General features: G+C 60.5%; 12 protein-coding genes. 5 read left to right on the plus strand and 7 right to left on the minus strand.

What is annotated here, in order from left to right; genetic code table 11:
- On the minus strand, window positions 1-1,323 hold a 1,323-nt coding region (locus PLL20_05530; GenBank protein ID HPD29434.1), incomplete at its 3' end, for a DUF4838 domain-containing protein.
- 97 nt (window positions 1,324-1,420) lie between these two features.
- On the opposite strand from PLL20_05530, the gene PLL20_05535 reads away from it, so the two are divergent.
- Entirely contained in the window at window positions 1,421-2,728 is a 1,308-nt protein-coding gene (locus PLL20_05535) for a glycosyltransferase (protein ID HPD29435.1), read from the plus strand.
- A gap of 95 nt (window positions 2,729-2,823) precedes the next feature.
- Here PLL20_05535 and PLL20_05540 read toward each other — a convergent pair whose 3' ends face one another.
- The 6 genes from PLL20_05540 to PLL20_05565 all read right to left on the minus strand — a co-directional run bounded on the left by PLL20_05540 (window position 2,824) and on the right by PLL20_05565 (window position 8,563).
- On the minus strand, window positions 2,824-3,834 hold the full coding sequence (locus PLL20_05540; GenBank protein HPD29436.1) for an N-acetylneuraminate synthase family protein: 1,011 nt from the start codon (window positions 3,832-3,834) through the stop codon (window positions 2,824-2,826).
- A gap of 9 nt (window positions 3,835-3,843) precedes the next feature.
- On the minus strand, window positions 3,844-4,578 hold the full coding sequence (locus tag PLL20_05545; protein ID HPD29437.1) for a GNAT family N-acetyltransferase: 735 nt from the start codon (window positions 4,576-4,578) through the stop codon (window positions 3,844-3,846).
- A 96-nt stretch (window positions 4,579-4,674) separates the two neighbouring features.
- Window positions 4,675-5,706 (minus strand): NAD(P)-dependent oxidoreductase, encoded by a 1,032-nt coding sequence (locus PLL20_05550; GenBank protein HPD29438.1) that lies wholly within the window; start codon window positions 5,704-5,706, stop codon window positions 4,675-4,677.
- Complete coding sequence (locus tag PLL20_05555) at window positions 5,706-6,827, minus strand: DegT/DnrJ/EryC1/StrS family aminotransferase (GenBank protein HPD29439.1); 1,122 nt, start codon at window positions 6,825-6,827, stop codon at window positions 5,706-5,708. The genes PLL20_05550 and PLL20_05555 overlap by 1 nt, the downstream gene beginning before the upstream one ends.
- A 36-nt stretch (window positions 6,828-6,863) precedes the next feature.
- The gene (locus PLL20_05560; protein HPD29440.1) at window positions 6,864-7,868 is read right to left on the minus strand and encodes a Gfo/Idh/MocA family oxidoreductase; all 1,005 of its coding nucleotides are present in this window, start codon (window positions 7,866-7,868) and stop codon (window positions 6,864-6,866) included.
- Window positions 7,865-8,563, minus strand: a complete 699-nt coding sequence (locus PLL20_05565; protein HPD29441.1) for an NTP transferase domain-containing protein — start codon at window positions 8,561-8,563, stop codon at window positions 7,865-7,867. Before PLL20_05565 ends, PLL20_05560 begins: the two co-directional genes overlap by 4 nt.
- A 227-nt stretch (window positions 8,564-8,790) precedes the next feature.
- On the opposite strand from PLL20_05565, the gene PLL20_05570 reads away from it, so the two are divergent.
- The 4 genes from PLL20_05570 to PLL20_05585 form a co-directional block, all read left to right on the plus strand.
- Window positions 8,791-9,978, plus strand: coding sequence for a glycosyltransferase (locus tag PLL20_05570; GenBank protein ID HPD29442.1), 1,188 nt, complete (start codon window positions 8,791-8,793; stop codon window positions 9,976-9,978).
- Between the two features lie 349 nt (window positions 9,979-10,327).
- Window positions 10,328-10,990 (plus strand): GntR family transcriptional regulator, encoded by a 663-nt coding sequence (locus PLL20_05575; GenBank protein ID HPD29443.1) that lies wholly within the window; start codon window positions 10,328-10,330, stop codon window positions 10,988-10,990.
- 579 nt (window positions 10,991-11,569) lie between these two features.
- Window positions 11,570-12,541 (plus strand): PEP-CTERM sorting domain-containing protein, encoded by a 972-nt coding sequence (locus tag PLL20_05580; GenBank protein HPD29444.1) that lies wholly within the window; start codon window positions 11,570-11,572, stop codon window positions 12,539-12,541.
- Window positions 12,542-12,795: 254 nt separating this feature from the next.
- A partial coding sequence (locus tag PLL20_05585; GenBank protein ID HPD29445.1) for a hypothetical protein occupies window positions 12,796-14,440 on the plus strand: 1,645 nt, incomplete at its 3' end.

The following is a 14,440-nucleotide window of genomic DNA, read 5'->3' on the forward strand; positions in this document are numbered from 1 at the left end:
GAGTTCGGCGTTCCAGAGCAACTGATACAGCAAGTAGTACATTGGCATTGAGGTGTCAATCATCGAGACGTGGTGTGTCCCATAGCCCTGGACGCCGATCCGGGCGATGTGCCTCATCTGGTCGGCCAGGATGTGCGGGAAATAGCGAGGTGTCCAGTAGTTGATGCCGACGTAGTCGTAGAATCGCACCGCTCCCGCTTTTCTCACCCACTCGGCGGCGATTCGTTGGTCGATCTCCTTGTATTTGGGGTCGAAGTTCTGTGCCGTATCCTCGCAGAGAACGACGGTGACGTTATGACCGATGTGCTCCACCGTCTTCGGCGGGGTGGTGGTCAACTGGTAGGCGAAGACGCCGAGTTGGCGGTCGGGGAACTCCTTGGCCGTTTGTGCCGCGACCCTGGCGATAAGCTGGAAGTAGCTTTCGGAGAAGTTCCACATGCCGTTGTACGGCTCGGACTTGCCGTCGACGGCCAGACAGCGATCGCACTTGCACGCCGTCAGGTTGTCGTTGACGCCGAAATTGGTTCCGCCTTCTCGAACGTATCTCATGAAGATATCGAACATGTCGGGGTGGGTGAAACAGGGGTGTACGTCGTGTTCGACGTGCCGCTTGCCGTCCCAGAAAGCAAAGTACTCAGGATGATCACCGTATTTCTGCGGGTTCACCACCTGATTCAGCGCATGACCCGTCCCGTGATAGGGGAGCTTGACGCCTTCGTGCGTCATCCGCATTCGTCGTCCGAAGTCGTCGGAGGGCATCCTGCCCCACATCTGACGTCCATAGAATGAGGGGTTTTCCAGATAGGCTCCGCCTGGGGCATTCGGTTTGACATTGATTGCAAGCGATGTCGCCTTCGGCACGACCTCCCACAGCGGACCCGCGTAATACCAGCGGACGCCAAACTGGTCCTGCAGGATTGTGTAGACGCCGTTGGCCGTACCCTGGGGAATGTTGCCCGCGACGATCAGGTTCTCGCCCAGCCGGGCGATCACGAAACCATCGAGCTTGATATGCTTTCGGGCTTCGGCCGTGTCGTCGTATAGTGAAGTCTCGCCGATGTGCAGCGTCGGACCGGGCAGATCTTCGGTTCCCCTGGTGACTTTGAGTTCCGCACCGCTAATCAGCTCGACGTACTTCGTCAGATCCTTGACTGCCGCATCCAGCACCGGGTTCTCACCGGCGACGAGGATTTCAACGACTGGCTTGCGTTCCTGGACGATCACGCAGGATGTCACATCCGCGGCGCGGGTCACGTGCCAACCCGTTACCCCGTGGCTGATCGCGGTCATCAGCAACACCCGTGCGATAGGGCACGTTTTCATGGCAAAGCTCCGCCTGTTCAGGCCCCGAACGCCGTGTACGGTCGGCCGAGGATCCTCAGCCGACACGGATTCCTGATCAGGTAATGTTAACCGGGGGTTGCGATCGGGCAAAGTCAGCGGCTGTTTCGACCCGGGCCTGATCGGCTATAATGCCCGCTGCCACAAGCACGGGCGTGCCGCGAGGAAGGCAGGGCGTCGCCCGATCGGAGTGGACGAAACGATGGCCAGCACGCCGTCAGTCGCGATCATCATTGCCACGATGAACCGCCGGGACGTGGTGCTGTTCACGCTGGCCCGATTGCACGAACCGAATCGTATTCCCGGCGACTACGAAATCGCCGTCTGCGTCAATCCGTCGAGCGACAACACGGTCAAGGCGATCCGGGAGCGATTTCCTGACGTCCGAGTGATCAGTCTTGAGCGCAATCTCGGCAGTTGCGCCAAGGCCATCGGCGTTGCGGAGACCCGATCGGAATACGTTGTCTTTCTTGATGACGATTCTCATCCCTGGCCGGACGCGATTGCCCGGATGTTCGAGAAGTTCCGGGCCGACAAGCGGTTGGGAGCGGCGGCGTTCACCGTTCACCTGCCCGACGGCCGGCAGGAGTGCAGCGCCCTGCCCGGCGTTTTTGTGGGGTGTGGCGTGGGGTTTCGACGGGCTGCCCTGGATGCCGTGGGGGGGCTCGACGGCTCGTTTTTCATGCAAGCCGAGGAATATGACCTGAGCTTTCGCCTGGCGGCAGGCGGCTGGAAGGTCAAGACCTTCACGGATCTGGGTGTCGATCACCTCAAGACGCCCACTGCCCGCCTCAGCGGCCGAACGGTGCGGTACGATACCCGAAACAACCGAATCGTTATTGCCCGTTACCTGCCCGATGAGTACGAGGAGGTTTACCGGCAGGACTGGATGCAGCGGTATCGATGGATCGGCGAAGCCAACGGGCATCTCCGGGATTACTGGAGGGGCCGGCTTGCCGGAGCGTTTCGCGCGACGCGCGATCGCCGGACCTACGCTCGTTGGCGGTTGTCTTCGACGGCGTTCGAATCATTGTTTCGTGTCAAGCACATCGCGAGCCAGATGCAGCGGCTGGCCGACAGCGGCGTCCGGCGCATCATTCTCGCGGACCTGGGCAAGAACATCTATCCGTTCGTTTACGGCGCTCAGTCGGCAGGGCTTGAGGTCCTGTGCATCGCCGATGACCGTTTCGCGCGGCCCGGGCGTCGTTATCGAGGCATTCCGGTCGTCGAGACGGCCGAGTCGCTGATGATGAAAGGCGATGCCATCGTCGTTTCCAACGCATCAGCCGTTCACGCGGAGAGCCGCCATCGCGCCTTGGAGAAGGCGACCGATCTGCCGATTCACAGGTGGTTCGGATATGACAAGCCCTTGCCCGAGGGCGTTTAGTCTCTTCCGTCGCAACTGGTGTGCATTTTGCGCGTGTGTTTCTGGATCGCAGAGCACCTGGGTTGCGGTCCGCAAAAAGGCGGTCGGCCTCAGGTTCAGGGTTGAAGATGGTCAGGCATGAGGGGTTTGCCCTTGGCCACCGGACAAGCCAGTCGCCTGCCCAGGAGTTCGCTTTCGCGTCCCGGAGCCAGGCCCCCGCCCGGTCGCAGCCAGTCCAGATGCTCCCATTTCAGCACCGTTCCGGCCGGAAGATCCCGTGCGGCCACGATGGAGCGTCGCGTCGCAAGGGCCAGGGGCTGCTCGGCTTCGAGCATGCGCTTTTCCTGCGAACCGAGCATCTCCTCGGCCAACCGTACACGGCGGACCAGGTCGGCCATATCCGACGGGTCGGCCGACAATCGGTGATCGCGGAAGTCGGAGTATGTCTTGGAGATGGTGAAATGCTTTTCAATGATGCGAGCACCGCACGCCACCGAGAGCACGGCCGCCTCAATGCCGACGGTATGATCCGAATACCCCACCGTCACGCCCAGCGAGGCCAGTTTCCGAATGGCCAGCAAATTGGCATCCTTGGCGGGTGTCGGGTAACTGACGACGCAATGCAGGACGGCCAGGCCCGGATCAACGCCCAGCTCCGTCCAGATCCGCTCGATGAAGCCTTTTGTCCGACGCACATCCTCCAGGTCCGCCAAGCCGGCCGAAAGGATGATCGGCTTGCCCGTCCGGGCGATTACGTCGATCAGCGGGAAGAAGTTGTTGTCGCCGGAGGCGATCTTGAACGCGGGGACGAGCGGCGCAAGAAACCCGGCGCTCTGCAGATCAAACGGCGTTGAGAGGAAGAGGACGCCGGCATTCGTCGCCACTTCCTGCAATCGGGCAAACTGCTCATACGATAGCTGGAAGCGTCGTAGCATTGCCAGACGTTTCTCTTCGCCGGGTGAAACGAGTCGTTCCGGCACGATGGTCTGGAACTTGACCGCGTCGACCCCCGCCTGGGCGGCCCGGAGGATCATCTCTTGCGCAAGCGAATAAGAGCCTTCGTGGTTGTTGCCGATCTCGGCCGCCACCATCACTCGCTGATTCAGATCGAGCTCGCCTATTCGCATGCTGCGGCCTCAAGCATGGTGATAGTGAAATACGTATTGGGCCTCGGTCATTCGGAAACCGGCGCTCTCGTAGAGCCTTACGGAAGCGATATTGGCTATCTGCGTGCCAACGCGAATCAGTTCGCCCGCGCGGGTTCTCGACTCCACAAACGCGATCATCTCCGCGCCGAGTCCCCGGCGCCGATAGCGTTCGTCGACGGCGATCAGATCGATGACCAGCGATCCGTCGGCGGCTCGGAGCAACTGCAGGAAGCCCGCGACCTCTTCGTCGACCTGGATGACAACCATCTGATGTCCCCGGGTGCCGGCGAAGTATGCGGCCACCCAATCGGCCTTGATCCGGTCGGCGGTTTCCCTCGGGATCTGGGGGTCGAGGTGGAATCGCGAGTATCTGAAGCTGCTCCGGGCCAACTCGACGGTGGCGTCGCGATCCGACGGCTTGGCCAGTCGAACCCCTGAGTCTTCCGTTTCCTGGCGACCCGGATAAGCCTTCTTCTCGAAGATGACGTTGGTGTCCACGAGGCGAAAATCATGTCGCTGGAGAAAACGCAGGCCTTCCATGAAAGTCGGCGAGACCTTCGTGTAGACGAACGCGGGCCTATTGAGAATCGCCAGCAGAGCGTCCCGTTCAGCCTCGCCGGCCGGGTCGAGCAAGGCCTCATCGACGGTCAGACGGTACGTTTCACGGCCGAGCCTCTCGGCCAACCAGGCATCCGGCTTGAGGTGATCGGTAACGCCGCTCATGGCAGACCTCCATGTCCATCGGGCCAACGTGGCCGTCGTTTTCGGTACCGCTGCGCGCAGCCGCCCGGTAGCGTTTCAATCTTCCGCGCCAGATGCTCAGGCCGCACAGGCCGGGGCGAACAGCTCCTTGTACCAGCGGGCGTACTCGGCCATGCCGAGCTCCAACGGATACCGAGGCTGGTAACCGATCAATCGCTTCGCCTTGTCCACGCAAAGGGTACCGCGGTCGGGCATCAGATTATCCTTCGGCGTATACTCGACCTTAATACCGGGAAAGTGCCCGGCCACGATCCCGGCCAACTCGGCGATCGACCGCGACTGCCCGTAAGTCAGATTGAACGTCTGGTTCAGTGCGTTCTCGTTCTCCAACACGTTCACGATACCCGAGACCAGGTCTGCGATGTAGGTGAAGTCCAGTCGATCCGAACCATCGCCGTTGACGGTGATGGGCAGGCCCCGGGCGGCGTTTTCCATGAAGATCTGGCTGACGCGGCGACTGATACAGCGCTCGCCGTAGAGGGCCGAGGGGCGAACGATGGTATACGGGAGGTTGAACACCTGATTGTAGGCGATAACGATTTTCTCGCCGGCGAATTTCAGGGCTCCGTAGATACCCAGGGGCTCGCAGACGGTGTCCTCATCGACCGTGGGGGTCTTGAAGTTGCCGTAGACCATGCTCGATGAGAGATAGACGAAGTGGCGTATATGCAGCTTTGTGGCCCGGGCGATGTCCAGGGCGTTTTCCAGCGTCCGCAGGCTGTGATCGAACGTGGAAAAGGGGTCCTTGTTGGACTTGCCGGCATGGGCCACCGCCGCCAAGTGGACGATGGCGTCCGGGTCGAAGGAGGCGAGCACCTGCGACAGGCCGTTGTAGTCGCGGGCATCCATCACCTCCAACGGGATGGCACGGTCCTCCAGCAGGTCAAGCCGTTCGCGGATTACCCGCAGGTAGAGTTCGGCGTTCGCGTTCGTCCTGCCTTCACGATGCAGGCTGTAGAGATTGTTGACCGCCAGACTGTCCACCACGAGCACCTCGGCACCGAGACTCTTGAGCCTCAAAGCCAGGTGGTGGCCGATGAAGCCCGCCCCGCCAACCAACGCGATTCGACGTTCAGAAAAGTCGCTCATCAGTTGATTCCAGAAAGAACTTCCTCAATTGCTGACACCATGTAGTCCACGTCTTCCCGATTCACATGCGGCCCAACGGGCAGTGCCACGCCGCGGTCGCTGATCATCGACGCGACGGGAAACGCGTCCTCCGCGCAGCCGTACTTCCTGCGATAATAGGTCATGCGCGGCACGGGCTTGGGGTAATAGACACTCGTTCCGACGCCCCTGGCCTTGAGGGCCTCCATGATCTCGGGCCGTCGCTCCGCCCATTTCGGCTGGAGGAGCATTACCATGCAGTAGTAGGAGCTCTGGAAATGCTCGTGCGTGGATTGCAGGAGCTCGATACCCGGTATTTCCTTCAACGCGGCCTCAAGGGCCTCGTGGTTCTCACGCCGTCGCCGCAGGAACTCCGGCAGCTTCTTCATCTGCTCGATACCCATGGCCGCCCCGATCTCATTGAGTCGATAGTTCAGCCCGAGTCCCTGTACGTCGTACATACCCGGCACGCGTCGGTCCTCGACCACGTTCCGGTCGATGCCGAAGGCCCGCAGTCTGGCGACTGATTCGTTGACCGTCCGGTGGCGGGAGATGACCATGCCGCCCTCGCCGGTGGTGATGTGCTTTACCGGATAGAACGAGAAGCAGCCTACATCGCCAAGCAGACCCGCGTGAATGCCCCGGTAATACGTGCCGAGCGCCAGGGCGCAGTCTTCAACAACGAACAGGTTGTGACGCCGCGCCATGTCCATGACCGCGTCCATGTCCACCGGCAGGCCGAGATAGTGGACCACGGCCAAGGCCTTGGTTCGCTCATTGATCAGCGGCTCGATGCGAGAAATGTCGATATTGCCGGTCTTCGGCTCAGAGTCCACAAACACCGGCCTGGCCCCGACGAGTTCCACGCAATGAGCCGTGGCGGTATGCGTCTGGGTCGGCACGATGACTTCATCGCCGGGCCCGAGGCCCAGGTGCATATACACCAAGTGCATTGATGCGGTGCACGAAGCCGTCGCCACCGCGGCCGGCGCACCCGTGAAGGCCGCGAAGGCCCGCTCAAACTCTTTCACCCGGGGCCCGTGCGTCAGGGTGACGTCGTTCAGCACCTCGGCCACCGCCCGCCGTTCCGCTTCGTCAATCATCGGACGTCCAAACGGTATCTGTCTCATCAGCTTTGCCTAGAGATAGTTCACTTCGACCGCGCCGGCCTGCCTGGTTGCCCGCTCGATGGCAACACAGATGGACATTGCCCTAAACGCGTCGTCCGCGGTTACCGCCGGCCGGGTTCCTTCCAGAATCGCGTTCACAAAGCTGCGAATCAGGTCGCCCTTGTGAACACCGGGGTACTCGGTCCGGATCTCCTGCACCGGATCGGCCGGCTCACGCGACTGATACAACCGGGCGCAGTCTCGGTCGTTCACGAATGTTCCACGGCTGCCGTAAACCGTCAGACCGTGAAAATGCGGCATCACACAGCCGAAATTCGCCGTCACCTTTCCGACCATTCCGCTTTCGAACCGCAGGCAGGCGACCACCATATCATCGAACCGGAAGGCCGAGTCCTTCGAGCAGATCCGGTTTCCGTAAGCCTGCACTTCCACGATTGTGTCGCCGGTCAGCCACAGCAGCAGATCCACCATGTGGACCGCACCGCCATGCACGACGGAGTAATAGGTTGCTTGCCCGCGCCATCCTTGCGTCAGTTTGTGCAGCCGTCCGTAGTTGTAGTCGGCTTCCGCGTAGTACAGCTCGCCCAGCTTGCCGGTATCGATCATGTTCTTGAGCGAGGTGAACCGCGGCGACATCCGCAGCACCAAATTCGACGACAGCACCGTGCCGGGATGCTCCTCCAGCAGTGTTCGTAGTTGTCGTCCTTCCTCTTCGCGCAGGAACATCGGTTTCTCCACGAATACGTGCTTGCCGTTGCGGATTGCCCGTGCGGCCTGCTCGAAGTGAAAATGGTCGTAGGTCGCGATCGACACCACGTCGACGGACGGATCGTCCAGCACCTCTTCTGCATTTGCCTTCATCGCTACGCCCGGATGGCGGGCGGCGACTTCTCGTCGTTTGTCCTCGTTGAAATCGCACAGGGCGACCACCTCGCAGCCTGGATGCTCCCGGTAACCGGCGATGTGCCGCTCACCAACCCCCAAGCCGATGATGCCCACTCTGAGCTTGCTCATGTCAAAGCGGCCAAGCCTGCCTGAGCCGCCCCGCGCCGGTAGAGTTCAACAACCTCCGACAGGCTGTACTGCCAGTGCGGCTTTTCCATCAGCCCCACGATCCGGCAGAAGACCTCGTAATCAGCTCTAGTATCGACCGATAAGCGGATCTCCCTGAGTTGCGCGGGTGCACTGATATTGAGTATGCTGAATGCTTGATGATTCTCATAGAAGTAAGACGTCACGTGTTCGACATGCGAGGGTTTCGACATCCTGGACAATGCCCGCCTGAAAGCCGGCGCGGAAACCACCTCGACCGACTGCCCCGTTGGGTAAGATCTGGGGAAGACGTTCGTGACCAGGTCGTGGTTGCCGGTTAAGAAGGCGTCCACGGATCGGTCAACCAGGGCTTGATCCAGCAGTGGGCTGTCGCCGCTGATGCGCACGAATCCCTCGAAGCCGTAATGGTCAAGGGCATCGGCGAATCGCCTCGCCACGTTATCCAGGTCGCCCCGAAAGCACTTCAAGGCCCGCTGCTGACAGAAATCCGCCACGGGGTCGTCGGAAGCGTCTCGTGACGTTAGGACGATGACGGTGGAGACTCGATGGCAATGCGCCAAGCGCTCCATCAGGTAGGCCAGTAACGGTCGGCCGGCAACATCGAGCATTACCTTGCCGGGAAGGCGCTGCGAAGTCATTCGAGCCTGAACGAACACCGGGATTTCTGCAGCGCAACCGGCCAAAGGTAGCTCCTGGAATCGTGACCGTCGAAGCTGAGGCGGGATCTGGTACCATCGCCTGACGGGAGGTCGGCGCGGTACAATTTGCACGTCCCTGTTCTCAGCTTGTCCGATAGTACATCGGCAACTCCACGTGGCCGGGTCGTCTCGGCGATGGCTGGAAATGAACTTGGTGATAGCAGTTCGCCTGATAGGGAGCAGGGGTGGCGAAAAACCGACAGACAGTTAGCCTTTATGTGCCAGCTTACAACGCTGGGAGGACGCTGGCTTGTTGCCTGGCTTCCGTCCTTCGGATGAGACCTCGGCCGGACGAACTCATCGTCGTCGACGACGGGTCCACCGACGACACGCCTCGGATTGCGCGTCAAGCCGGCTTCGCGCTGGTCAGGCACCCTGAGAACAGGGGGGTCGCAACGGCCCGCAACACCGCTATCAGGACGGCACGGGGCAAGTTGGTGGCGTCGCTGGACGCTGACCAGATCGCGCCTCGCGATTGGCTTGCCAGGATGCTCAAGAATTTCGAGGGTAGAAGGAGGATCGTTGGATGTTGCGGCCGGGTTGTGGAGAAACACACGGATACCATCGCCGATCGCTGGCGAGCGGTTCACATGAAATTGAGCTTCGGCATGCGGCGCTCTTACGATCCTCGATGGCTTCACGGTGGCACGATGCTCGTTCGCGACGCCGTCCTTGATGTGGGGTTATACAACGAGCGATGCCTGCGGGCATACGAGGACGTTGAACTTGTCGCTCGGCTGAAGGCAGCGGGTCATGTTCTGCTCTACGATCCGACGATCATCGCGACTCACCTGAAGAGAAGCCGCCCTGGTGACGTTGTGAGGGATTTCTGGAGCTACTGGGCGGCCAAGAACGAAATCGAGGGCGCGTACAAATCGCTGGCGGCCGCGTGTCGGTTGATGATCGCGCGTCAGATGGGAATCGCCGCGTATCGTATCGGCCAGGATCTGAAGCACAAGCGTGACGAACTGCTTCCCCTTGACGCAATCATCCCGCTGGCTTTTTGCGTCCGCGACCTTGATGAGATGGTTCGCCTGGGCCGCCTTCGGCGGGAGCAGGCTTTGGATATCCAGACGGCACTTACTCGTTGCTACCAGGGCGTTTGGGAGGAGCTGTTCCCGCGTAAATGCTCCGGCGATGACTGCATAGCGGCGGGTATGGCCCGACTTGCCTTTACCGGCGGTCGCCTGCCCGACGGTCGACCGAACAGACTTGCCGCCGCCGCCAAAAACTATGTCTCAGCCTTCAGGAGAGCCTTTGCCCATCTTCTGGCAGACCTGCCCGTACCTGTCAGGGAACGTATTCTGCGTAGGGCGAGCGATGTACTCCTAGAGGCAGAACCGTCGATGAGAGCCGGTTGGTCGGGCGAATGATTATTCGGAATGGTTGCCTGGTTCCCGGCGGGCATCGTGTGGTAGCCAAGAGCGAACCATCAGGAGGTCAAATTCGGACTGTTTTAGGGCGATGCCGGCAGGCTGGTCGGGGGCCATCATGCGGGATTGATCGGGTCGCCGAACAAGGTGGAAGGTGGCAGCCTTTGTACAGATTTTTCTATTTGGCTGAATTCCAGCTACTTGGGAGCTAGCCCGGGGTCCAGAATTACGCAATTTCTGGCGTCAGAATGAGGTGCTTTTACGTCGACAAATTGTTACACTCAGCGGTATGAGAACGGTGAAGACAACCAGGCAACAACCGACTAACCAGATCACAGGCCTTGGCCGAATGCGCGAAGAGCACCAGCGAGACGTGGCCTACGTCCAGCTTCGCCACCATTTGATTCTTCAGCAGATTCCTCCGGGGTCGAGGCTGGCCGAAGTGGAGTGGGCGGCTCGGCTGGGGGTGAACCGTACGGCACTCCGGGAGGCATTTGCACGGCTGGCATCGGAAGGGCTGATCAGGCGCGGTGAAAAGACCGGGTACATCGTGCCAGTGCTCACCAAGAAAGATGAACACGACAGCCTGCTCGTTCGGGTGGCGCTGGAGGCCTGTGCGATCGACATTATCTGCGCCAGCGGGCTGAACACGCCGTCGCATCTGGAGCGGCTTTCGGCAGCGTGCGACTTGCTGGCGCAATTGGTTGACGAGGAATACCACCTGAGCACGGTGGAAGCCGATTGGCGCTTCCATCAGGCTCTCATAGAGGCAGCCGGCAACGAGCCATTGGTCATCGCGTACCGTCACGCTCCGGTATTGATGCTGCAGGCCACTATTCGGAGAGGGCCGGACTGGGTTCAGCGGGAAGAACGCAGCATTGCCGAGCATCGCCAGGTTTTGGCCGCAATGCTGAGCGGAGACGCGACAGAAGCGAAAAGAGTGCTGCGGCAGCACCTGGTCGACTCATGGGAAGCGGAGCGGACGAGTCGCAAGACGATGGAGTCGGCGTAAGGTTGCGGGCGCAGCGGTCCAGTGCGGCGCCTGCCCAAAGGGGAGAATCGTTGGCAGAGTGGGTAACCCGAAGGGAGAAGGAACTGCGCCTAACATTCTTGGCAAGCAGGAGATCCGTGGAGCATTGAGGTGTGATTCCTAAGATCTTGCTAGACATGTGTGTATGCCCATGATGCGCCGTTTCAATTTGTTCCAAGTCGACTATTTTCACTTGGTTTATTAAGCTATAGATGGAAATATGCCCGGGCTGGCGTTATCAGGGCGCGCGCATACAGATTTTCCGCTTTTTCTGTTGACAGAAGAGCCGGAATCCGATATTCTGGCCAATGGCTGCGAGAGGTGCCCTCCGGAATCGGGTGTGGGCAGCGCATCACAGGTGGAAGTGGCCCCATGAGCGCGGTCAGTCAAATCCGTCTATCGAGCCGCGCCGCAGTGCTGGGGAACGGCATGTCGATGCGCGATCTTAGTGCGTAGCCCAAGTTGATACCTGTCGGGCATCGCCGGCCTTCTGGAACGTCGAACGGGTTGTTCAAGGTTTCGGTAAGCGGGCACACAACAATGGCACGAGGAGGGTCAAAAGTGAAAAACCTGTCAAATATACTGGTTGCCTTTGTGGGGTTTGAGCTGCTGCTGTCGCCGGCGGTGGGAGGCTTCCTGCTGGAGAACGGCGGGATGGAGGACCCCTTTGCCGGGAGTTATCCCAATGTCGTGGCCGTGCCTTGGACCTACTACTCATACGGAGGACTGAGTGGGGCCCAGCAAAGCAAGGAGACGACGGTCGTACATGGTGGCTTATCGTCGCAGAGACTGGCCGGCAACGCGACGAATAACGCCGCTTACTTTGGCATCCGGCAGACGATCGACGCAAACGTCGGCGACGCCTTCATGTTTGGCGGCTGGGTCTGGCCGGATTCGGCCGGCACTTACAACGAGACGTCCATTCGGGTGGCATGGGACGGCGGAACCGCTGCTCTGGATGCCACTGTCTTAATGAACTGGCTGCCTTTGGGCTCGCAAAAGCAGCAATGGCATCAGATGGTTACGACTTCCGGCTCGACGCTGGCTGGCGGCAACGCAACCGCCACGACGATCACTGTGTTTCTTCATAGCGACAGGAACACGAGCAATGGCAGCCTTCTTACGTACTGGGATGACGTGGTCGGTTATCACACGTTTGTGCCCCCGGCCCCGATCCTCGGGAATCAGACGCCAAGCAGCTTTGAGGTGAACGTGGACCCGGGGGGCAACTCCGGCAACCTCTTTGCCCAATATGCCATCACGGTCGGCGGCGGCGGTTACACGCTGGGATCGGACTGGTTGCAGGCCGATGGCAGCGTGGGCGGCAGCCCTGTCTGGCGAACGGACGCACAGTGGGGAACGACGACGGTGACGGGCGTGGCGGGGGACACGATCTACAGCGTTCAGGTGAAAGCACGCTACGACAGCGTCAGAGCGCAAGAAACTTACCTGGGCCCGGTGGCGATGATTCCGGAGCCTGTGACCGTCGCCTTGTTGGGTTTGGGCATCGCGGCGGTGATTCGGCGGCGGTAGGTGTCGTTCCCATGGCTTTGCCGGGTTATGGTCGTATTCGCCGAGAAGGGCGACGGGGTGTCATATAGCTCTGCATGCAGACTCAAACTGGGGATGCTGAATATGCGTCGGCTTGCGTCGGTGGCAAGCCGCGAACAGCGAGAGTTGGTTGGCAAGTGTTAGCGGCATGGCCGGGATCGAGAGCGGCGTCAGGCCGGCCCGGTCCCGCAGTGAATCGCAGGGTGAAGTGAGGCAAGTTTTTCTTGGAGGATTGGATGATGAATCGACAGGTTGTTCTGATTCTCGCGGCATGTATCGGTTTGATTTCGGCGCAGGCCTGGGCTGACACATGGTGCAACAGCTCGTACCCGCCTGATCCGCCGGCATGTCATTCCGCGGCGATCCACTGCGAGGATGTGGACCGGATCTGCAACGGCGCCCCGGCCTGCCCGCCTCCTCCTCCTGAACCATGTCCCGGCCAGGACTGGAGCTGGATGTTGATTCGTCAGGCGTTTCCGCGCACCTCGAGAATCAATGACACGGGGTCGGAGTGCGGGGTCGAGTTCAAGGGCGAGGAGGACACCAAACTGTTTACGTCTTACCCGCTCGGGACGAGGTATCCGTACGGGGATCTCGGCCAGGCCACCATCGATTTGAGCGGTCACATCCGATACACCTTCGGCTCGGACGAATACACTGCGGTTGTTGGCACCGACGAGCATCCGCTGATATTGAGGTACGACGTCAGCGGTGGGGTCACGTCGAATTTCCATGCTTTCTGGGACGTCGGCGTCATCGAGTTGTTCCTGGATACCGGTGAGCCGAACCGGAACCGATCGCCGATGGATTATATCCTGGTTGGGGCGGATGACGGGACGGGTTGTATCAACTGCAATTCCTCTTGCCCCCCCGGACAGGCGAGCGTGCCGGTGGCGTGGCCGTTCATTTGTCAATCCTATGAGACGCGGACCACAGCGCCGTTCTGTCCCCCGTTGCAGACTAATGTGCGGACGGCCATCGCCGTGGGCATGAACGCACTGCTGGACAACAATCCCTGTCATTGTGAGGACGCGGCCAACCAGAAGCCCACGAACTACCATCTGTCGTTCTATGACGGCCTGAAGTGGCGGATTCTCCATCCGAGTCATCCCGGCCCGAGCGGAGAGAACGCACAGTGGTCGACAACGGCCGAGGGCAAGTATTTCGTGCTCGGAGCGAAGATCAATACGGTGACGATGATTGTCAAGACCAATACCGTCGACATTACGATGTACGCCAAGAACACTCCGATGGGCGACGGCACATACGAAGCGGTCACCAGCACGGTGACAGGGCTCAAACGCCAGTACCTTGGGCATTTCAACAAGCTGCATGCCGGTGCCTCCATCGGTTGCAGAATGGACAGCAACGGCGCTTGCATAGGCAACCGGACGTGTCTCAAGTCCGAGTACGACAGGTGCGACGGATTGGGTAAGCTGGCTTGGGGCGCCAAGTGGCTCGTGTACGACGGCATTGCCTTGTCCGGTGGCATGGGTTACGGCGCGCCGGGTGCCTGTTGCCTGCCTGGCGGAGGATGTGGGGTCACGGAGCCCGGCGTGTGCGATGGTGCAGGCGGCCAGTTCGTTGGTCCGAACACGACATGCGGTTCGTCGACGTGCCAGGGAGCTTGCTGCAAGCCGACCGGCGAGTGTGCTGACAACACGTATTTTGATGCCTGTCCGGGCACGTTTCAGGGGTTCGGGACCGACTGCGCGACGACCGTCTGTCCGTGCCCAACGCCTTTCGCAGACGCGGATGCGGACCAGGACGTGGACCAGGCGGACTTCGCCAGGTTTCAGGCATGCTTCACCGGGCCCGGTTCGGAAAGCGTGACCGGCCTGTGCAGGTGCTTTGATCGCGACAACAACGGCCAAGGCGACG

The organism is Phycisphaerae bacterium (genome assembly GCA_035384605.1).
GTDB lineage: Bacteria > Planctomycetota > Phycisphaerae > UBA1845 > PWPN01 > JAUCQB01.

What these genes read in the sequence shown, in the direction of transcription:
- PLL20_05540 (HPD29436.1), bottom strand. Translation starts at nt 3,834, where the DNA reads ATGCGAATAGGCGAGCTCGATCTGAATCAGCGAGTGATGGTGGCGGCC.
- PLL20_05545 (HPD29437.1), bottom strand. Translation starts at nt 4,578, where the DNA reads ATGAGCGGCGTTACCGATCACCTCAAGCCGGATGCCTGGTTGGCCGAG.
- PLL20_05550 (HPD29438.1), bottom strand. Translation starts at nt 5,706, where the DNA reads ATGAGCGACTTTTCTGAACGTCGAATCGCGTTGGTTGGCGGGGCGGGC.
- PLL20_05555 (HPD29439.1), bottom strand. Translation starts at nt 6,827, where the DNA reads ATGATTGACGAAGCGGAACGGCGGGCGGTGGCCGAGGTGCTGAACGAC.
- PLL20_05560 (HPD29440.1), bottom strand. Translation starts at nt 7,868, where the DNA reads ATGAGCAAGCTCAGAGTGGGCATCATCGGCTTGGGGGTTGGTGAGCGG.
- PLL20_05575 (HPD29443.1), top strand. Translation starts at nt 10,328, where the DNA reads ATGCGCGAAGAGCACCAGCGAGACGTGGCCTACGTCCAGCTTCGCCAC.